Genomic DNA, 19,151 nt, shown 5'->3' with positions numbered 1-19,151 from the left:
TAGAAGCCAGACAGTCGCGACCATCGGCACAGGAGTAGAAAGAACAGGTGGCTGAACTGAAACTCGGATACAAAGCGTCCGCTGAACAATTTGCACCGCGCGAGCTCGTCGAGCTTGCTGTGGCCGCCGAAGGTCACGGCATGGACAGCGCAACCGTCAGTGATCATTTCCAGCCGTGGCGGCACGAGGGCGGGCACGCGCCGTTCTCGCTGGCCTGGATGACCGCGGTCGGCGAACGCACGAAGCGGATCACGCTGGGCACTTCGGTGCTCACCCCGACCTTCCGCTACAACCCCGCGGTGATCGCGCAGGCGTTCGCCACCATGGCCTGCCTGTACCCCGACCGCATCTTCCTCGGGGTGGGCACCGGCGAGGCGCTGAACGAGATCGCCACCGGATACGAGGGGGACTGGCCCGAGTTCAAGGAACGCTTCGCCCGGCTGCGCGAGTCCGTGCGCTTGATGCGCGAGCTGTGGCGCGGTGACCGCGTCGACTTCGACGGCGAGTACTACCGCCTCAAGGGCGCCTCGATCTACGACGTGCCCGAGGGCGGAGTCCCGATCTACGTCGCCGCCGGGGGCCCGGCGGTCGCCAAATACGCCGGGCGTGCCGGCGACGGCTTCATCTGCACCTCCGGCAAGGGCGAGGAGCTGTACAAGGACAAGCTGATCCCCGCGGTCAAGGAGGGCGCGGCGATCAACGAGCGCAACGTCGACGACATCGACAAGATGATCGAGATCAAGATCTCGTATGACCCCGATCCCGAACTGGCGCTGGAGAACACCCGATTCTGGGCGCCGCTGTCGCTGACCGCCGAACAGAAGCACAGCATCGACGACCCGATCGAGATGGAGAAGGCCGCCGACGCGCTGCCGATCGAGCAGGTCGCCAAGCGCTGGATCGTGGCGTCGGATCCCGACGAGGCGGTGGAGAAGGTTGGCCAGTACGTGAAGTGGGGCCTCAACCACCTGGTGTTCCACGCGCCCGGACACGACCAGCGCCGGTTCTTGGACCTCTTCGAGAAGGACCTGGCGCCGCGGCTGCGGCGGCTGGCCTGAGGGGCGGACGGGTGGTCTCGGGCTCCGCAACGGCAATCTACATCGCCGCGCCCGAGCCGGAGACCGGAAAATCGACGATCGCGCTGGGCCTGCTCCACCGGCTAACCGCGACGGTGGCGAAAGTCGGTGTGTTCCGGCCGATTACGCGCTCCCCGCAGGACGCGGGCGATCGCGACTACATCCTGGAACTGCTGCTGTCGCGCACCACCGCGGGCCTGTCGTACGAGCAATGTGTCGGCGTCACCTACCAGCAGCTGCACGCCGACGGTGACGCGGCGATCGCCGCCATCGTCGACGCCTACCACGCCGTCGCCGAGCAATGCGACGTCGTGGTGATCGTCGGCAGCGACTACTCCGAACTCGGACAGGCGATCCGGCCCGCGGAGCTTTCCACCAACGCGCGCATCGCGGTCAACCTCGGCGCGCCGCTGCTGTTGACGGTCAGCGGCAAGGGCAGGACCGCCGGTGAGCTGGCCGACGTCGTCAAGGTCTGCCTGGCCGAGCTGGACACCCAGCACGCCCACACCGCGGCGGTGGTGGCCAACCGCTGCGAACCGGCCGAGTTGGACGCCATCGCAGCGAAGTTGGACGAGGCGCTACGGCCGTCTTCCTTGCGCAGCTACGTGCTGCCCGACGAACCGCTGTTGTCGGCGCCGACGGTTGCCGAACTTCAGAGCGCGGTGAGCGGGACGCCGGTCAGTGGCGAGGAGTCGCTGCGGGAGCGCGAGGTGACCGGCGTGATGGTCGCCGGGATGACCGCCGACCACGTCCTGGAACGGCTGCGCGACGGCATGGCGGTGATCACCCCCGGGGACCGCTCCGACGTGGTGCTCGCCGTCGCCAGTGCCCATGCCGCGGAAGGTTTTCCGTCCCTGTCATGCATCGTCCTCAACGGCGGCTTCGAGCTGCACCCGTCCATCGCGGCCCTGGTCGCCGGGCTGCGGCTGCGGCTGCCCATCGTCGCCACCGCGCTGGGTACCTACGACACCGCCAGCGCGGCGGCCTCCGCACGGGGCCGGGTCACGGCGACGTCGCAACGCAAGATCGACACCGCGCTCGAGCTGATGGACCGCCACGTCGACATCACCGATCTGCTGGCGCAGCTTGCCATTCCGATCCCCACCGTGACCACGCCGCAGATGTTCATCCATCAGCTGACGCTGCAGGCGCGTTCGGATCGCAAGCACATCGTGCTGCCCGAGGGTGACGACGATCGCATCCTGCGGTCGGCCGGGCGGGTGCTGCAACGCCGCGTCGCCGACCTGACCATTTTGGGCGACGAGGCCCAAATCCGCCAGCGCGCAGGCGAACTCGGGGTGGATCTGGCCGACGTCAAGGTGATCGATCCGCGTGCCAGCACGTTGCGCGACGAGTTCGCCGACCAGTACGCGCAGTTGCGCAAGGCGAAGGGCGTCACCGTCGAGCAAGCCCGCGAGATCATGCGCGACACCACGTACTTCGGAACCATGATGGTGCACAAGGGGATGGTCGACGGCATGGTTTCCGGCGCCGCGCACACCACCGCGCACACCGTGCGGCCCGCGTTCGAAATCATCAAGACGGTCCCGGACGTCTCCACCGTGTCCAGCATCTTCCTGATGTGCCTGCCGGATCGTGTCCTGGCCTACGGGGACTGCGCGATCATCCCGAACCCGACACCGGAGCAGCTGGCCGACATCGCGATCTCCTCGGCGCGCACCGCCGCACAGTTCGGCATCGAACCGCGGGTGGCGATGCTGTCCTACTCGACCGGCGACTCCGGCACCGGCGCCGACGTCGACAAGGTCAGGACGGCAACGCAATTGGTGAGAGAGCGCAACCCCGGCCTGCCGGTCGAGGGCCCCATCCAGTACGACGCCGCGATCGAACCGTCGGTGGCCGCCACCAAACTTCGCGACTCAGCGGTGGCCGGACGCGCCACGGTGCTGATCTTCCCCGACCTCAACACCGGCAACAACACCTACAAGGCGGTGCAGCGTAGCGCCGGGGCCCTGGCCATCGGACCGGTGCTGCAGGGCCTGCGCAAGCCGGTGAACGACCTGTCGAGGGGCGCGCTGGTGGAGGACATCGTGAACACCGTTGCCATCACCGCGATTCAGGCGCAGGGTAGCCCATGACGGCTCGCCTGGTGCTGGTGATCAACTCCGGATCCTCGTCCCTGAAGTTCCAGCTGGTCGATCCCGATTCGGGCACCGCACGTTCGACCGGGCTCGTGGAACGGATCGGAGAGGCGGGGTCGCAGGTCCCCGACCACGACGCCGCGCTGCGCCGCGCATTCGACACGCTGGCCGACGACGGCATCGACCTCAAGACATGCGGCGTGGTGGCGGTGGGTCATCGAGTGGTGCACGGCGGCAACACCTTCTATGAGCCCACACCGCTGGACGACGCGGTGATCGCCAGGCTCGGCGAACTGTCGGACCTGGCGCCGCTGCACAATCCGCCCGCCCTGGCGGGAATCGAGGTCGCGCGACGGCTGCTGCCCGACATTCCGCACATCGCGGTCTTCGATACCGGATTCTTCCACGACCTTCCACCCGCGGCCGCGACCTACGCCATCGACCGTGAACTGGCGCAGCGGTATCAGATCCGCCGGTACGGGTTCCACGGCACCTCGCACCGCTACGTCAGCGAGCAGGCCGCCGCCTTCCTGGAGAGGACGCCCGGCGACCTGAAACAGATTGTGCTGCATTTGGGTAACGGGTGCTCGGCCTCCGCGATCGCCGGCACCCGCCCGATCGACACCTCGATGGGCCTCACCCCGCTGGAGGGGCTGGTGATGGGCACCCGCAGCGGTGACATCGATCCCAGCATCGTCAGCTACCTGTTCCACACGGCCGAGATGGGCGTCGATGACATCGAGACCATGCTCAACCAGCGGTCCGGGGTGTGGGGCCTGTCCGGCGAACGCGACTTCCGGCGGCTGCGGACGATGATCGAATCTGGCGACCAGGCAGCACAATTGGCTTACAGCGTGTTCACGCACCGGCTGCGCAAGTACGTCGGCGCCTACCTGGCGGTGCTGGGGCACACCGACGTCATCAGCTTTACCGCCGGGATCGGAGAGAACGACGCCGCGGTGCGCCGCGACGCGGTCGCCGGCATGGAGGAGCTGGGCATCGTGCTCGACGAGCGCCGCAACCTCGGCGGCGGCAAGGGAGCGCGCCAGATCTCCGCCGACGATTCGCCGATCGTCGTGCTGGTGATCCCGACCAACGAAGAACTCGCCATCGCCCGCGACTGCGTGAACGTGCTGGCGTCGTCCTAGCCGTTGTCGTCGAGTGTGAATCCTGGGCTTTCATTGTGAGCCCTGGGCGGCGACACGCCGGTAAACACCGCCGTGGGTTAACAGTCAAAGCCGCTGTATCACAGTTGATTTCGCGACTGCATCGCGGACTCGGCGGAGGATGGCGGCCGGCCCGTCCTCCGCGACGACGCGGATGATTGTCCAGCCCATCGCCTCAAGCATCTCCATGCGCCGTATGTCCTTGGTGAATTGGCGCCGGTCGGTGCGATGGTGGTCGCCGTCGTACTCGACGGCCACCAGTGACTCCTCCCAGCCCAGATCCAGGTAGGCGAACGGTAGGCCGTCGGTGCCCAGCACCGGGATCTGAGTCTGCGGCCGGGGCAGGCCGGCCTCGATGAGGAGCAGTCGCAGATAGCTTTCCCTGGGGGACTGGGCGCCCGGGTCGACCAGGTCGAGCGCGGCCTCGAGTCGCCGCAGGCCGGGTGCGCGAGGGTGTGCCGCCGCGACACCCAGCACGTCATCGACTTTGAAACCCGTTGCCCGGGCGAGCGCGTCCAGCCGCACCACGGCCGAACGCACGGCGCCGCGGCGGCCGATGTCGAAGGCGGTCCGTTCCGGAGTGGTGACCGCGAGCCCATCGCGGATCTGGGTCTCGCCGGCGCACAGCGTGTCCCGGCGCGTCAGCACACCGTCGGGGGGATGAGTGTTGGTGTGTATCAGCTCGACCGGGACGTTGTCGGGGATCCACAGGGCGCCGTGCAATGCGGCCGCGGCGGCTCCACCGATGATCGCCGTGCGCCCCGACCACAGCCAGGCCGCGCGGATGCGCAATTCGAGTGATAGCTCCGCGTGCATCGGCACGTAGACGTTGGGAAACACCGGTCGGTAGCCCGCCCTCAGCTGGTGGCGGCTGAGGTTTCCCGACGCCAACTCCTCGCTGCCGATGAACGGCACTGGTCTCATGCCGGGAACCATTGCACGTCAACCGAGGTCGGCGAGTACGGCTGTGCACAGGGCGCGCCATTGCACGAGTAAGGCGCCCGGCCGGTATCGTGCGCCGGGTGCGCGCGGCCCTGGCGAAATCGACTGTGAACCTGCGACTTTCGGTGTGAACCTACGGCGGGGATTCTCGGTGTGTCGCCGCCCGGTGTTCACACTCAAAGCCCAGGATTCACACTCGACGGAAAAAGCGAACTGCCTAACCGGCCAAGCCGTCAGAACGTGCTGGTCGGCCGCACCCGGTTGGCCATGTCCACCAGCTCGTAGCGGTGCCGCTGCGTGGGGGCGACGCGGGCCAGGTTGCGCAGCGCCGCCTCGACGCCCAGCCGCAGCCCATGCTCGGTGAACGGGAAGCCCAGGATGTGATTGGTGCTGGCCTTGTTGTCCTCCAACCAGTCCATCGCGCAGCCCAGCACCAGCGCGCGGATCTGCAGCACGCGGGGCTCGGTGGGCGGCAGCGCCTCCACCCGTCGCGCCGCGTCCCGGATGTCCTCTTCGGTGATCTCGGTCTTGCTTCGGCCGGACAACAGCGTCACCGCGCTGGTCAGGCGGGCGGTGGTGAAGTGGCGGGAGGTGGCCGGCACCTCGTCCAGGGTGCGCACCGCGGCGCCCCGATCACCTTCCGCGGACAGCGATCTGGCCAACCCGAACGCCGCCGAGATCACGCCGTCGTTGGTCTTCCACACCGTCTCGTAGTGCTTGTGCTCGTCGATGTCGCCGGCCAGCTCGGCGGTGGCGGCCAACGCCAGCTTGGGCGCGAGCTCACCCGGGAACGTGTCCAGCACCTCGACGAAATGCGTTGTGGCCGACTCGTAATCGCCGTTGAGTAGGTCGGCGACGGCCTTGTACCAGACCAGCCGCCATTGCCAACCGACCCGCTCGGCCAGGTCCTCGAGCTTGCGGGTGGCCTTGGCGACGTCGCCCAGATCGAGCAGCGCGCGCACCTCCATCAGCGGCAGCTCGACCGACTCGGACAGCTCGGCACCGTCGGCGTCCAGCGTCCCGTGCCGGGCCGCGCGCAACGAGTCCAGGGTCTGCACCGGCTGCGACAACACCGTCGCCTGCAGCACCGACGCGGCGACGTCGGCCGGATCGACCAGCGGCACCTGCAGCGCGGTGACGATTTCGCGGGCCGTCAGCTTCTCCGAATGGACCTGCCCGTCCAGGTACACGTCGGTGTGCGCGACCAGCAGGTCCACCCCGAACGTCGACCGGCTGGGCGAGAAGATCGTCGACAGGCCAGGTCGCGGCACCCCGCTGTCGTGGGCGACCACCTCGCGCAGCACGCCGATCAGCTGCGCCGACATCTCCTCGGTGCTGGCGAACCGGCGGCGCGGGTCGGGATCGGTGGCGCGGCGCAGCAACCGGTGGAACGAGTCGTAGGTGCTCAGCACCGGGTCGTGCTCGGGCAGGCCGTCGACATAGCGGCCGTTGCGGGTGCGCAGGTTGAGCGTGAGCGCCGCCAGCGTGCGGCCCACCGTGTAGATATCCGTGGCGACCGTCGGTCCGGTGCGCACGATCTCCGGTGCCTGGAAACCCGGTGTGCCGTAGAGGTATCCGAACGAATTGATCCGCGACACCGCGCCCAAATCGATAAGCTTGAGCTGCTCTTCGGTGAGCATGATGTTCTCCGGCTTCAGGTCGTTGTAGACCAGGCCGATGGAGTGTAGATAGCTCAACGCGGGCAGGATTTCCAGCAGGTAGGCGATGGCCTCGGCGACGGGAAGCTTCTCGCCCTTCCCGTGCTTGAGCGACTGCCCACCGACGTACTCCATGACGATGTAGCCGACCGGATTGCCGTGCTGGTCCTTGTGTTCGACGAAGTTGAAGATCTGCACGATCTGCGGGTGGACCACCTCGGCCAGGAACTGCCGTTCGGCCATCGCGATCGCCTGCGCCTCGGCGTCGCCGGAGTGGACGAGGCCTTTGAGAACGACGGGACGGTCGTTGACGTTTTTGTCGACGGCCAGATACACCCAGCCCAGCCCGCCGTGCGCGATGCAGCCCTTGACCTCGTATTGGTTGGCGACGATGTCGCCGGGGTTGAGTTGCGGCAGAAACGAATACGGGCTACCGCAGGCCGGGCACCAGCCCTCGGAGGTGCCCTTGGTCTTCTTGCTGGACCGGCCCACCGGTTTTCCGCAGTTCCAGCAGAAGCGCTTGGACTCGGGGACCACCGGGTTGGTCATCAGCGCTTCGCGCGGGTCGATGTCGCGTCCCCGGGGGATCTCGACGAGTCCACCGCCGAGCTGCCGGACCGCGGGCAGCGCCCGCGTCGCGATCGTCATGCGGTCGGGGGTATCCGTGTCCAGGCCGCCCAGCGAGATATGCGGAAAGTCGTCGTCGTCATCGTCGAAGTCGGGCCGGAACAACGCCTGCGTGGCCTGCAGCCGCCCCGTCGAGGCGCCCGTTTGGACCTCCGCCGGCTGCGTGCCGGGGTTCACCTCTGCCGCGTCTGCCACGTCCTCCGAGCCGGGTTCCGGCTGCTCGGTTGGCTTATCCGGCTCGGCCATCAGTCCAGATACCTCGGGGTGGGCGGGGCCGGCGCCGGGCCCAGCACGGTTAACCACTTGCGGTACAACGTGTTCCACGTGCCGTCGCGGCGGATCCTTTCCAGTGTCCCGTTGACGAACCGCACCAGCGCAGTGTTGTTCAGGTTGACGCCGATGCCGTAGGGCTGGGTGGCCATGTTCGGCCCGACGATGTGCAGGTAGGGGTCCTCCTCGACCAGCCCGGCCAAGATCGAATCGTCGGTGCTGACGGCGTCGATCTCGCGCTGCTGCATCGCCACCAGGCAGTCGGCCCAATTCACCACCGAGACGATGACCGGCGGCGGGGCGATCTGGCGGATGCGGTGCAGCGAGGTGGTGCCTTTGGCCACGCAGACGCGTTTGCCGGACAGGTCGCTCACCTTGACGATCGACGAGTCGCGCGGCGCGAGGATGCGCTGGTTGGCATCGAGATAGACGGTGGAGAAGTTCACCAGCTTGCGTCGGTCGCAGGTGATGGTCATGGTCTTGACCACGACGTCGACCTCGCCGCGCTGCAGCGCAGTGACCCGCTCGTCCGACGACAGGATCCGGTACTCGACGTGGGACGGGGCGCCGAAGATGTCGCGTGCGATCTCGCCGGCCAAGTCGACGTCGAAGCCGGTGATCTCACCGGTGATCGGGTCGCGGAAGCTGAACAGGTTGCTGCCGATGTCGAGGCCGACGATCAGCCTGCCCCGCGCGCGGATGTCGGCGACCGCGGCGTCGGCCTCGGCCTTGGTGGGGAAGGGCCGCAGGCTGGCCGTCAAGTCGCAGTCCTGATTGGGGCCGTCGGGCGGCAGCGGTGGCTGCGGGGGCAGCTGCTCCATGCCGACCGGCGTGGGCGGCGGCAACGTCGGGACGCTGGCCACGTGCAGCGATTCGGTGTGCCCGCAACCTGCCAACACGAAAACCGCGGCGGCCACGGTGCACGCCCGGCGCAGCATCGGCAGGCGGGTCATTATCGATACTCTTTCAGCCGCGGCCACAGGCCCAGCGCCACCGCGATGGCGGCCCCGAGGCTGAGCACCACGCCGCCCACCTGGGCGCCGGACAACCCGCTGCGCGCGTTGATGACGTCGTTGCGCAGGTGGATGCGGCCCTGGTCCATGGCCTTGACCAGCTCGTCTTCCAGCTTGTCGAACGCCGGGGTGGAGTCCTCCTCGCTGCTGCCCAGCGCGACCTGGGTGGCGGCGCGGTAGTTACCCACCGAGATGTAGGAGCTGATCCGGTCGTTGGCCTGACGCCAGCGCAACAGCAGCTGATCGGCGCCTTCCAAGTCGGGTTTGTCCACGGCGTCGCTGCGGGACATGTACTGGTCGAGCTGGCGGTGCATCGAGTCGATGCGCTGATAGAACGACTGCTTGCGCTTTTCTTCGTCGCCGCGGCGGATCAGCGACAGCGTCTCGTCGGCACGCGCCTGCTGGGCCGTGATCGCGACGTTGGTGACGGTCTTGAGGGACTCGGCGGCGGTGTCCTTCGCACTACGACTCGCCGTCGTAGAGATGGTTAGCGCAGTCCCGACCCACACCACCATGACGAGAATAGCGAGCGCGCCCACGACCAGGCCCGGGTTGATGCGGCGCCGGGTGCGCCGGGCCAGCCAGCGATGCGAGAACGCGCCGAAGACGACCGTGGTGGCGACCACCATGATCACCGGCGCCGGGATCTGGGTGGACGCGGTGGTTTCCATGTCCACCCGCTCCGAGGTGGCCCGGTACAGGCGCGCCGCGTCGGGCAGGATCGTCGACTGCATCAGGCCCGACGCCTCCGACAGGTACGACGAACCGACCGGGTTGCCCGCCCGGTTGTTGGTGCGGGCGATTTCGATCAGGCCGGTGTAGACGGCCAGCTGCGCGTTGATCCGGCCCAGCAGCTGCACCTGTGGTTCATCGGTGAGCCCGCTCGACGCCCTGGTCACGGCCACGGCCGCGTCGGTGATGGCCTGCTCGTAGCGCTGCCGCACGGGCGGCGGTTCGGCCTCGGCGATGAACGCGGTGGCCGCCGCGGCGTCGGCCACCGACAGCGTGGTGTAGAGCCGCCCGGCGGCAAACGAGAGCGGCTCGGTGTGGTTGAGCACCGTGGTGAGCACCTGTTGCCGGTGGTTGATGGTGGTCGAGGTGGCGAAGGCGCTGACCCCGCCGAGCGCCGCCAGGACGATGCCGATGGTCAGGATGCGGCCCGGCGTGGTCGAGATGAACCACCAGCGCGGATGGGCTGGTTCGGCCGGTGACCGCGATCCCTGCGGCTCGGTCGACGGGTGCGCCAGCTCAACCGTCACGTCTGATCAGCCCTCATCTCTTGGCCACTGGATTTCGCTGCACGGACCTCTATAAGCGAAGTCTAAGAGCATGTTCGGGTGGATGGGTGGAGGCCGACGCAATTGCCGACGCGCCGAAGACCGCCAAGAACCAAGTCTGCCTATCCTTGATCCGTGCAGGGCGACGGCGACGGTTGGGTGATCTCGGAGCGCGGCGCCCACTATTGGGGTCGGTACGGCGCCGCCGGTCTGCTGCTGCGCGCCCCGCGCACCGACGGCACGCCCGCTGTGCTGCTGCAACACCGGGCGGTGTGGAGCCATCAGGGCGGGACCTGGGGTCTGCCGGGTGGGGCCCGGGACAGCCACGAATCCCCCGAGCAGACGGCGGTCCGCGAAGCGAACGAGGAGGCCGGCCTGCTCGGCGACCGGCTCGCCGTACGCGCGACACTGGTCACCGCCGAGGTCGCCGGGATCGGTGGCACCCGGTGGAGCTACACCACCGTCGTTGCCGACGCCGACGAGTTGCTGCACACCGTGCCCAACCGGGAGAGCGCCGAAATGCGCTGGGTGGCCGAGGACGAGGTGGCCGACCTGCCGCTGCATCCGGGCTTCGCGGCCAGCTGGCAGCGGCTGCGCACCGCGACGGCGCTGGTGCCGCTGGGCCAGTCCGACGAACGCCGGCAGTATCTGCCGCGCACGATCGAGGTCGAGGCCGGCGTCTTCGTGTGGTGCATGCCCGGTGACGCCGACGAGGTGCCGTCGCAGCTGAGCCGCCGGATCAGCTCGCTGCTGCCAGCGCCGAACTGAGCCGGCGCGCGGCGGCCCGCGGGTCGTCAGCGGCGGTGATCGCGCGGACCACCACGACGCGGCGCGCGCCGGCGCCGAGCACCTCGGGCAGGCGTTGCGCGTCGATTCCGCCGATCGCGAACCACGGCTTGTCGGTCCCGAGCCCGGCGGCGGCGCGCACGAGTCCCAGGCCCGGGGCCTCGCGGTTCGGCTTGGTGGGCGTCGGCCAGCAGGGGCCGACGCAGAAGTAGTCGGCCTGGTCGACGGCCGCGGCGGCGGCCTGCTGACGGTCGTGGCTGGACAGTCCGAGCAGCGTCTCCGGCCCGACGAGCTCGCGCGCGACATCCAGCGGCAGGTCGCCCTGCCCGAGGTGCAGGACGTCGGCGCCGGCCGCGCGGGCGATGTCGGCGCGGTCGTTGACCGCGAACAGGGCGCCGTGCCGGCGGGCGGCGTCGGCCAGGATCTCGCACGCCGCCAGCTCCTCGCGCGCCTCGAGCGGCCCGAACTGCTGCTCCCCGGCCGACCCCTTGTCGCGCAGCTGGATGATGTCCACGCCGCCGGCCAGGGCGGCGTCGGCGAACTCGGCCAGGTCGCCGCGCTCGCGGCGGGCGTCGGTGCACAGATACAGCCGCGCCGCCGACAGGATGGAAAGCCGTGTATCAAAGGGACGCTGCACACCGAGACGCTAGCGCGCTAGCGTGGAGCGCAGAGAATCACCAGACACGGGAGTCCCGGGAGCGGGGCTGAGAGTGGGCACAACCGGAGCGAGGCGGACCTGCCCTTACCGTCACACCTGATCCGGATCATGCCGGCGAAGGGAGGCTCGACAATGACCGGGATGCCCTCGGGGCCACCGCTGGGGTCGCTGGCCGTCATCGGCGGCGGCGTCATCGGGCTGGCGGTGGCGCGCCGCGCCGCGCGGGCCGGCTGGTCGGTGCGGGTGCACCGCAGCGGGGAGCGCGGGGCGTCCTGGGTGGCCGGCGGCATGCTGGCCCCCCACAGCGAAGGCTGGCCCGGCGAAGAGCGGCTGCTGCGGCTGGGTTTGGAATCCCTGCGGCTGTGGCGCGAGGGCGGTTTCTTAGACGGCCTGCCGGCGGGGGTGGTCACCGCTCGCGAGTCGCTGGTGGTGGCCGTCGACCGCGCCGACGCCGCCGATCTGCGCACTGTTGCGGACTGGTTGTCCGCGCAGGGGCATCCCGTGGTCTGGGAGTCGGCCGCTCGCGACGTGGAACCCTTACTGGCGCAGGGCATCCGGCACGGCTTTCGGGCGCCTACCGAGCTGGCCGTGGACAACCGGGCGGTGCTCGACGCGCTGGAGACCGACTGTGAGCGGCTCGGGGTGCGGTGGGCGCCGCCGGTTCGCGAGCTGCCGGCGGCCGAGGGCGACGCGGTGGTGATCGCCAACGGCATCGACGCGCCGGCGTTGTGGCCCGGGCTGCCGGTGCGCCCGGTGAAGGGTGAAGTGCTGCGACTGCGGTGGCGGAAGGGCTGTATGCCGTTGCCGCAGCGGGTTATTCGCGCCCGGGTGCACGGCCGGCAGGTCTATCTGGTGCCGCGCGCGGACGGGGTGGTGGTCGGCGCCACGCAATACGAGCACGGGCGCGACACCGCCCCGGTCGTCTCGGGGGTGCGCGACCTCCTCGACGACGCGTGCGCGGTGCTACCGGCCCTGGGTGAGTATGAACTCGCCGAGTGTGGTGCCGGGCTGCGCCCGATGACACCCGACAACCTGCCGTTGGTGCACCGCCTGGATGCGCGCACGCTGGTCGCCGCCGGCCACGGTCGCTCGGGGTTCCTGCTGGCGCCCTGGACGGCAGAACAGATCGTGTCCGAACTGGCACCGGTGGGAGCGAACCGATGATCGTCATGGTCAATGAGAAAAAGGTGGACGTCGACGCGCACACCACGGTGTCCGCGCTGCTCGATTCCCTGGGCTTCGGCGGCCGCGGCGTCGCCGTGGCGATGGACGACGCGGTGCTGCCCCGATCACGATGGTCGACAGAACTTTTCGACGGTGCGCGACTCGAGGTGGTGACGGCGGTGCAAGGTGGCTGATTCGAAACTGACAATCGCGGACCGCAGCTTCGCCTCGCGGCTCATCATGGGGACCGGGGGAGCGAGCAACCTGGCGGTGCTGGAAGAGGCGCTGGTCGCCTCGGGCACGGAACTGACCACCGTCGCGATCCGCCGCGTCGACGCCGAGGGCGGCACCGGATTGCTCGATCTGCTCGGCCGGCTCGGCATCACGCCGCTGCCCAACACCGCGGGATGCCGCGGTGCCGCGGAGGCGGTGCTCACCGCGCAGCTGGCGCGCGAGGCGCTGAACACCAACTGGGTCAAGCTCGAGGTGATCGCCGATGAGCGCACCCTTTTGCCCGATGCGGTCGAATTGGTGCGCGCCGCAGAGCAATTGGTCGACGACGGATTCGTCGTCCTGCCCTACACCAACGACGACCCGGTACTGGCGCGCCGGCTCGAGGACGCCGGATGCGCGGCGGTCATGCCGCTGGGATCGCCGATCGGGACCGGGCTGGGCATCACCAACCCGCACAACATCGAGATGATCGTCGCCGGGGCCAACGTTCCGGTGGTGCTCGACGCCGGCATCGGCACCGCCAGCGACGCCGCGCTGGCCATGGAATTGGGTTGCGACGCCGTGCTGTTGGCTTCCGCGGTGACCCGCGCCGCCGATCCCGCCGCGATGGCCGCGGCGATGTCGGCCGCGGTCACCGCCGGCTATCTGGCCCGCCGGGCCGGGCGGATCCCGAAGCGGTTCTGGGCTCAGGCCTCGAGCCCGCAGCGATGAAACGCTATGTTGCGCTGGGCAGTTCGATGGCCGCCGGTCCCGGCATCCGGCCTCGCGCCCCGGGCGCCCCGCGGTGGTCGGGCCGGTCCGCGCGCAACTATGCGCACCTGATCGCCCGGCGATACGACTACGACCTGGTCGACGTCACGTTCTCCGGCGCGACCACCGCGAATGTGCTCGCCGAACGGCAGCGCGGCGCGCAGCCGCAAATCGACGCCCTGGACGGTTCGGAGAGTCTGGTCACCATCACCATCGGCGGCAACGACGTCGGCTACGTCCCGCTGTTGATGGCGGCCTCGCTGCCGCGCCCGCTGCGGCGCGTGCCGCTGCTGGGCGAGCGCATCCGCGAACTGCTCGATCCCGGCGCGCGAAATCAGGCCCTTGACGCGGTGTTCGAATCGCTGTGCGCGGTCGGCCGCGCGGTGCGTCAGCGCTCCGCCGGGGCGCGGATCTTCTTCGTCGACTACCTGACCATGTTGCCGCCCGCGGGCACGCCGGCCCCACCTCTGTCGCCCGTGGACGCCGACCTGGGTCGGCATGTGGCCGCCACGCTGGAACGGATGACGGCCGACGCCGCGGCGGCGAGCGGCTGCGAAATCATCCACGCCGCCGCGGCCAGCCACGAGCACCACGCGTGGTCGGCCGAGCCATGGACGACGTTGCCGTCCCGCTACGGTGTTCCGCTACCGGGTCGCCCCGCACCGTTGCACCCGAACCCCGCCGGGATGCGCGCGGTAGCGGATTTGCTTGCGGCTCAGCTGTAAACGTCAGCCGTTGGCGCGCCACCACTGGTAGAGCGCATTGACGTCGGTGTTGGACGCGCGCAGGTAGCTCAGCGTGTTTTTCGCGTCCGTCGTCCAGATGATCTCGGCGGCGTTTTGGTAGGTGCCGCACGCCGCCTGCCCGGCGCTGGCGCCCGAACCGTCCTTGTGCCAGCTGGACGGCGACTGGTTGGCGTCCCCGCACGGCGTCAGGACGTCCTCCTTGATGGTGGCCCTGAACGCGGTCGCCATGTTGTCGGCGCTGGTGAACAGGACGTACTTGGCCTGCGCCGGTCCCTTCGGGTCGGGGCTTTGCCCGCAGGTGAGCACGGCCAGTTGCCTGCCGCGGTCGATGTTCTGCGCGGTGCAGTTGTTCAGGCCGTAGCCCTTCGACAGTGTGGCCGCGAGTGTGTTGAGGTCCGATGAGCTGCCGGCGCCGGCGGGGTCCGCGGCCGCCGTGACGCTGCCCGCTAACGCGGACCCGGCCGCGAGCGCCGCTGCCATTGCCACCTTCAGCGCGTTGCTGAAATCAGACATGAATGGCTCCTTAACGGCCGCTGCTAACACGGATAGTAGGGCGATGTCGTGGTAATGCAACACGTTCCGGCGGCAATTGTCTGTGTGGGCATCTTTCCCGCGGCATCGCCCGCAAAGTCCCAGTGCAACTGGCCTGGGGCGCATTTCATCACAAGGATATCGAATGACGTTGAGACCGAGGATTAATCAGCCCTTCACGCCGCTGCGCCGACGCCGCCGACACGCTGCAGGCGCCGTTGTGCGGAGCAGATTTTTTCATTGCTGATGCCGATGCGACGCCGAGCAGGTATGGTTAGCACCGCTTTACGCCAGCTAACTTCTCTTGACTGGAGAGTTCATGACACAACCCCCTCCCCCGCCCGGCTACCCGCCACCACCGCCTCCCGGTTACCCGCCGCAGCAACCGGCCGGCGAAGCGCCGAATAACTATCTGGTGTGGTCGATCCTGGTGACCCTGTTCTGCTGTCTTCCGTTCGGGATCGTGGCGATCGTCAAATCCAGCCAGGTCAATGGGTTATGGGCGCAGGGCCGCTACGCCGAGGCGCAGGCGTCGGCGGAGAGCGCCAAGAAGTGGGCGATCTGGTCGGCGGCCATCGGCGTCGTCGTCGGCATCATCTACGTCATCTTGATGTCGGTCGGCGCGCTGAACACGGACACCAACGCGGCTCTTGCCGCGATGTTCTGAGCCCGGGTCTCGATGTCGGTGACCCGCCGGGGGGCGGCGCACGCGGGCTTGGGTGCACCACTGGTGGTGGCCGCATCCACGACGTTGATGTGTGCCGCCATCTGGGCGGGTGACCCGACCACCCCGAACGGCCCGCTGCCGGTGTGCCCCACCAAGGCGTTGTTGGGGATCGACTGTCCCGGCTGCGGCAGCCTGCGCATGCTGTATTCGCTCATGCACGGCAATGTGGTGGCGGCCGCCAGGTTCAACGCGCTGGGCCTGGCGGCGGTCGTGCTGTTGGTGTGGGCGTACCTGGCCTGGACCTACGGCAACGTCGTGGGCCGGCGGGTCCGCAGTTGGCAACACCGCCGCTGGGCCGCCGCCGTAACACTCTCGTTGGTGCTGGCGTGGTTCGTGGTGCGCAACATCCCGTTTGCCCCCTTCACCGCGCTGTACGTCTGATCCCGACGTGTCCTGATCCCGGCCACCGGAACCGCGGTCTAACCTGGGGCGCGATGCTGAAAAAACTCGCGACGTTGCCGGCGGCGCTCGCCCTGATCGCCCTGACCGCATTGTCAACCGGTTGCTCCCACCGCTCCGGCTCGGAGCAGACGATGGGCGCGGCTGAGTTCGCGTCCGCGTTGCGCGGCAAGGTGACGACCGACGCCATGATGGCCCACCTGTCCAAACTGCAAGACATTGCCAACGCCAACAACGGCACCCGGGCGGTTGGCACCCCCGGATACGACGCTAGCGTCGACTACGTCGTGAAAACCTTGCGCGACAGCGGGTTTGACGTTCAGACGCCCGAGTTTTCGGCAAGGGTGTTCCACGCCGAGAAGCCGGAAGTGACCGTCGGCGGCAGGCCGGTAGAGGCGCGCGCGCTGGACTTCAGCCTGGGAACGTCGCCGGGCGGGGTGAGCGGGCCACTGGTCGCCGCACCGGCGAACAGCTTGGGGTGCGCGGCCGCCGACTACGGCGATCTCCCGCTGCGGGGCGCAGTAGTGCTCGTCGACCGCGGCACCTGCCCGTTCGCTCAAAAGGAAGACGTCGCGGCGCAGCGCGGAGCCGTGGCGATGATCATCGCCGACAACGTCGACGAAGAACAGATGGGCGGCACGCTCGGGCCGACCACCGACGTGAAGATCCCGGTACTCAGCGTGACGAAATCCCTCGGGGTGCAGCTGCGCGGCCAGCCGGGGCCCACGACGATCAAGCTCGATGCCAGCGCGCAAAGCTTCAAGGCCCGCAACGTGATCGCGCAGACCGCAACCGGTTCCGACGCCAACGTGGTGATGGCGGGGGCGCATCTGGACAGCGTGCCCGAGGGTCCCGGGATCAACGACAACGGATCGGGAGTGGCCGCGGTTCTGGAAACCGCCGTGCGACTGGGCAATTCGCCGCAGGTGCACAACAAGCTGCGATTCGGCTTCTGGGGCGCGGAGGAGCTCGGGCTCATCGGATCGCGAAACTACGTCGAGTCACTGGACCTGGCCGCGCTGAAAAACATTGCGCTGTACCTCAACTTCGACATGCTGGCATCGCCGAACCCCGGCTACTTCACCTACGACGGGGACCAGTCGCTGCCGATGGATGCCCGCGGCAAGCCGGTGGTCCCCGAAGGCTCGGCCGGCATCGAGCGCACGCTGGTCGCCTACCTGAAATCGGCCGGCAAGACCGCGCAGGACACCTCCTTCGACGGCCGCTCCGACTACGACGGATTCACCCTGGCGGGCATCCCCGCCGGCGGCCTGTTCTCGGGTGCCGAAGGGAAAATGTCCGCGGATCAGGCCAAGCTGTGGGGCGGGACCGCCGACCAACCGTTCGACCCCAACTACCACCAAAAGGGCGACACCCTGGACCACGTCGACCGCACGGCGCTGGGGATCAACGGGGGAGGGGTGGCCTACGCGCTCGGGCTCTACGCTCAGGACCTCGGCGGACACAACGGCGTCCCGGCCATGGAAGATCGCACCCGGCACGTCCTCGCCAAGTCATGATCTTCCGCTGGGGCGCAACGCTGTTGTTGATGACGGCGCTCGTGGTCGGTTGTTCGTCGGCCCGCCCCGGCCCGCCCACCGCGACACCCGACCTCGGGCACGGCCTCGCCAAAAAGATCACCGCCGAGGGCATGGTCAGCCACCTGCGCGCCCTGCAGGACATCGCCAACGCCAACGGTGGCAACCGCGCGGACGGTACGCCGGGCTTCAACGCCAGCGTGGACTACGTAGCCAAGAGGCTGCGCGACAAGGGATTTGACGTACAGACGCCGCAGTTCGACCGGCTGTACACCGTGTCGATGGGTAAGCCGTCGATGACCGTCGCGGGCCGCACCTATCCCGTCGACCAGGCCTCGCTGCTGGTCCAGACGCCGCCCGGCGGCCTGACGGCGCAACCGATCCGGCCGGCGCAGCCGTCGGGTTGCGCGGCCCACGACTATCCGGCCGCGATGCCCAAGGGCGCGATCGCCGTCGTCGACGACACCCGCTGCTCGGTGGTCGACAAACAGAACAGCGCGCTGGCCAAGGGGGCGAGCGCGCTGATCGTGCTGAGCGCCCCCAACGGGCGGGGCGCTCCACCCACGTTGTTCAACCCCGGGTACTTCAAGCAACTGACCGTGCCGGTCGCCGTCGTCAACTCCTACGGCGCCTCGGCGCTGACCGGTGCGACCGCACCGATCCGCTTGGTGCTGGATGCCGTCAACACCAAGATCACGTCACGAAATGTCGTGGCGCAGACCAAGACCGGGTCATCGCACGAGGTCGTCGTGGTGGGCGCGCAGCTCGACGGTTCACGGGCCGGGCCCGGCATCAACGACGACGGCTCCGGTGTGGCGGCGGTGCTCGAGACGGCGTTGCAGCTGGGGCCGCTGGCTCCGGTGAACAACGCGGTGCGGTTCGTCTTTTGGGGAGCAGAATCCGAGGGGCTCAACGGAGTCATGGATTACGTGTTCGGCATGGACCGTGATCAGCTCAACGACATCGCGCTCTATCTGAACTTCACCATGCTCGGGTCGCCCAACGCGGGCTTCTTCACCGATGACGGCGACCAATCCGGCCCGCCCGGGCCCGGGGTCTTCGCCGCCGACGTCCCCGAAGGCTCGGCGGGCATCGAGCGCACCCTGGCCGGCTATCTGAACCTGGCCGGCAAGCGCCCTGCGGACATGCCGCTGAATTCGCGGGCCGACTACCACCCCTTCATGGTCGCGGGCGTGCCGATCGGGGGCCTGACGACCGGTTCCTCGCAGACGAAAACCACCGTGCAGGCCCGATTGTGGGGCGGCCAGGCCGGTGTGCCGTTCGATCCGAACTTCCAGAGCCCGCGGGACACCGTCGACAACATCAACCGGGAAGCCTTGGGCATCACGGGTTCTGGCGTCGGGTTCGCGGTCGGCCGCTACGCCGAGTCGATCGGCGGGGTCAACGGCGTGCCCTCCCACGACAAGAGGCATCGCACCCGGATGCCGTAGTGGCGGGTTGTCGGTGACCCGTGGCATAATCGAACG

General features: G+C 68.7%; 18 protein-coding genes. 12 read left to right on the top strand and 6 right to left on the bottom strand.

What is annotated here, in order from left to right; all coding sequences use genetic code 11:
* The first annotated feature begins 47 nt into the window (after positions 1–47).
* The 3 genes from fgd to ACZ50Z_RS19815 are packed head-to-tail and all read left to right on the top strand — an operon-like array spanning position 48 to position 4,326.
* Positions 48–1,058, top strand: coding sequence for a glucose-6-phosphate dehydrogenase (coenzyme-F420) (gene fgd / locus ACZ50Z_RS19825; RefSeq protein ID WP_464485058.1), 1,011 nt, complete (start codon positions 48–50; stop codon positions 1,056–1,058).
* A gap of 11 nt (positions 1,059–1,069) precedes the next feature.
* Positions 1,070–3,175: a phosphate acetyltransferase gene (gene pta / locus ACZ50Z_RS19820; protein WP_464485057.1), complete on the top strand. Its 2,106-nt coding sequence runs from the start codon at positions 1,070–1,072 to the stop codon at positions 3,173–3,175.
* On the top strand, positions 3,172–4,326 hold the full coding sequence (locus ACZ50Z_RS19815; protein WP_464485056.1) for an acetate kinase: 1,155 nt from the start codon (positions 3,172–3,174) through the stop codon (positions 4,324–4,326). Before pta ends, ACZ50Z_RS19815 begins: the two co-directional genes overlap by 4 nt.
* Positions 4,327–4,410: 84 nt before the next feature.
* On the opposite strand, the gene ACZ50Z_RS19810 is transcribed toward ACZ50Z_RS19815, so the two are convergent.
* The 4 genes from ACZ50Z_RS19810 to glnX all read right to left on the bottom strand — a co-directional run bounded on the left by ACZ50Z_RS19810 (position 4,411) and on the right by glnX (position 10,113).
* Positions 4,411–5,268, bottom strand: a complete 858-nt coding sequence (locus ACZ50Z_RS19810; protein ID WP_464485055.1) for an endonuclease domain-containing protein — start codon at positions 5,266–5,268, stop codon at positions 4,411–4,413.
* A gap of 251 nt (positions 5,269–5,519) precedes the next feature.
* On the bottom strand, positions 5,520–7,817 hold the full coding sequence (locus tag ACZ50Z_RS19805) for a serine/threonine-protein kinase PknG (protein ID WP_464485054.1): 2,298 nt from the start codon (positions 7,815–7,817) through the stop codon (positions 5,520–5,522).
* Positions 7,817–8,794 carry a glutamate ABC transporter substrate-binding protein gene (locus ACZ50Z_RS19800; RefSeq protein ID WP_464485053.1) on the bottom strand — a complete coding sequence of 326 codons (978 nt, stop codon included), beginning with the start codon at positions 8,792–8,794 and terminating at the stop codon, positions 7,817–7,819. The genes ACZ50Z_RS19805 and ACZ50Z_RS19800 overlap by 1 nt, the downstream gene beginning before the upstream one ends.
* On the bottom strand, positions 8,794–10,113 hold the full coding sequence (gene glnX, locus ACZ50Z_RS19795; RefSeq protein WP_464485052.1) for a protein kinase G-activating protein GlnX: 1,320 nt from the start codon (positions 10,111–10,113) through the stop codon (positions 8,794–8,796). The genes ACZ50Z_RS19800 and glnX overlap by 1 nt, the downstream gene beginning before the upstream one ends.
* Before the next feature lie 153 nt (positions 10,114–10,266).
* On the opposite strand from glnX, the gene ACZ50Z_RS19790 reads away from it, so the two are divergent.
* A complete protein-coding gene (locus tag ACZ50Z_RS19790; protein ID WP_464485051.1) occupies positions 10,267–10,899 on the top strand; it encodes an NUDIX hydrolase in 633 nt (210 codons plus the stop codon).
* Here the strand turns inward: ACZ50Z_RS19790 and thiE are convergent.
* A complete protein-coding gene (gene thiE / locus ACZ50Z_RS19785) occupies positions 10,871–11,554 on the bottom strand; it encodes a thiamine phosphate synthase (RefSeq protein WP_464485050.1) in 684 nt (227 codons plus the stop codon). The genes ACZ50Z_RS19790 and thiE overlap by 29 nt on opposite strands.
* Positions 11,555–11,716: 162 nt before the next feature.
* Here thiE and thiO point away from each other — a divergent pair, with 162 nt between their 5' ends.
* From thiO to ACZ50Z_RS19765, 4 genes are read left to right on the top strand one after another with little or no spacing between them, the layout of a single operon-like run.
* The gene (gene thiO / locus ACZ50Z_RS19780; RefSeq protein ID WP_464486325.1) at positions 11,717–12,739 is read left to right on the top strand and encodes a glycine oxidase ThiO; all 1,023 of its coding nucleotides are present in this window, start codon (positions 11,717–11,719) and stop codon (positions 12,737–12,739) included.
* Positions 12,736–12,933, top strand: a complete 198-nt coding sequence (thiS, locus tag ACZ50Z_RS19775; protein WP_464485049.1) for a sulfur carrier protein ThiS — start codon at positions 12,736–12,738, stop codon at positions 12,931–12,933. Before thiO ends, thiS begins: the two co-directional genes overlap by 4 nt.
* On the top strand, positions 12,926–13,684 hold the full coding sequence (gene thiG, locus ACZ50Z_RS19770; RefSeq protein ID WP_464485048.1) for a thiazole synthase: 759 nt from the start codon (positions 12,926–12,928) through the stop codon (positions 13,682–13,684). The genes thiS and thiG overlap by 8 nt, the downstream gene beginning before the upstream one ends.
* Positions 13,681–14,448, top strand: coding sequence for an SGNH/GDSL hydrolase family protein (locus ACZ50Z_RS19765; protein WP_464485047.1), 768 nt, complete (start codon positions 13,681–13,683; stop codon positions 14,446–14,448). Before thiG ends, ACZ50Z_RS19765 begins: the two co-directional genes overlap by 4 nt.
* A gap of 3 nt (positions 14,449–14,451) precedes the next feature.
* Here the strand turns inward: ACZ50Z_RS19765 and ACZ50Z_RS19760 are convergent, their stop codons facing one another.
* Positions 14,452–14,982: a serine/threonine protein kinase gene (locus tag ACZ50Z_RS19760; protein ID WP_464485046.1), complete on the bottom strand. Its 531-nt coding sequence runs from the start codon at positions 14,980–14,982 to the stop codon at positions 14,452–14,454.
* A 337-nt stretch (positions 14,983–15,319) separates the two neighbouring features.
* Between ACZ50Z_RS19760 and ACZ50Z_RS19755 the strand changes: the two genes are divergently transcribed.
* From ACZ50Z_RS19755 to ACZ50Z_RS19740, 4 genes are read left to right on the top strand one after another with little or no spacing between them, the layout of a single operon-like run.
* Positions 15,320–15,667, top strand: a complete 348-nt coding sequence (locus ACZ50Z_RS19755; protein ID WP_464485045.1) for a CD225/dispanin family protein — start codon at positions 15,320–15,322, stop codon at positions 15,665–15,667.
* 12 nt (positions 15,668–15,679) lie between these two features.
* A complete protein-coding gene (locus ACZ50Z_RS19750; protein ID WP_464485044.1) occupies positions 15,680–16,108 on the top strand; it encodes a DUF2752 domain-containing protein in 429 nt (142 codons plus the stop codon).
* 53 nt (positions 16,109–16,161) lie between these two features.
* Positions 16,162–17,646 (top strand): M28 family metallopeptidase, encoded by a 1,485-nt coding sequence (locus tag ACZ50Z_RS19745; RefSeq protein ID WP_464485043.1) that lies wholly within the window; start codon positions 16,162–16,164, stop codon positions 17,644–17,646.
* Positions 17,643–19,115, top strand: a complete 1,473-nt coding sequence (locus tag ACZ50Z_RS19740; RefSeq protein ID WP_464485042.1) for a M28 family peptidase — start codon at positions 17,643–17,645, stop codon at positions 19,113–19,115. Before ACZ50Z_RS19745 ends, ACZ50Z_RS19740 begins: the two co-directional genes overlap by 4 nt.
* The last annotated feature ends 36 nt before the right edge of the window (positions 19,116–19,151 follow it).

It is taken from the genome of Mycobacterium sp. NTMscope_MAC_269, assembly GCF_976985695.1.
This window is presented reverse-complemented; position numbering and strand designations above follow the sequence as displayed.

What these genes read in the sequence shown, in the direction of transcription:
- ACZ50Z_RS19745 (WP_464485043.1), top strand. Translation starts at nt 16,162, where the DNA reads ATGCTGAAAAAACTCGCGACGTTGCCGGCGGCGCTCGCCCTGATCGCC.
- ACZ50Z_RS19760 (WP_464485046.1), bottom strand. Translation starts at nt 14,982, where the DNA reads ATGTCTGATTTCAGCAACGCGCTGAAGGTGGCAATGGCAGCGGCGCTC.
- ACZ50Z_RS19755 (WP_464485045.1), top strand. Translation starts at nt 15,320, where the DNA reads ATGACACAACCCCCTCCCCCGCCCGGCTACCCGCCACCACCGCCTCCC.
- ACZ50Z_RS19740 (WP_464485042.1), top strand. Translation starts at nt 17,643, where the DNA reads ATGATCTTCCGCTGGGGCGCAACGCTGTTGTTGATGACGGCGCTCGTG.
- ACZ50Z_RS19750 (WP_464485044.1), top strand. Translation starts at nt 15,680, where the DNA reads ATGTCGGTGACCCGCCGGGGGGCGGCGCACGCGGGCTTGGGTGCACCA.
- ACZ50Z_RS19810 (WP_464485055.1), bottom strand. Translation starts at nt 5,268, where the DNA reads ATGAGACCAGTGCCGTTCATCGGCAGCGAGGAGTTGGCGTCGGGAAAC.
- thiS (WP_464485049.1), top strand. Translation starts at nt 12,736, where the DNA reads ATGATCGTCATGGTCAATGAGAAAAAGGTGGACGTCGACGCGCACACC.
- ACZ50Z_RS19805 (WP_464485054.1), bottom strand. Translation starts at nt 7,817, where the DNA reads ATGGCCGAGCCGGATAAGCCAACCGAGCAGCCGGAACCCGGCTCGGAG.
- thiO (WP_464486325.1), top strand. Translation starts at nt 11,717, where the DNA reads ATGCCCTCGGGGCCACCGCTGGGGTCGCTGGCCGTCATCGGCGGCGGC.
- ACZ50Z_RS19765 (WP_464485047.1), top strand. Translation starts at nt 13,681, where the DNA reads ATGAAACGCTATGTTGCGCTGGGCAGTTCGATGGCCGCCGGTCCCGGC.
- ACZ50Z_RS19815 (WP_464485056.1), top strand. Translation starts at nt 3,172, where the DNA reads ATGACGGCTCGCCTGGTGCTGGTGATCAACTCCGGATCCTCGTCCCTG.
- ACZ50Z_RS19800 (WP_464485053.1), bottom strand. Translation starts at nt 8,794, where the DNA reads ATGACCCGCCTGCCGATGCTGCGCCGGGCGTGCACCGTGGCCGCCGCG.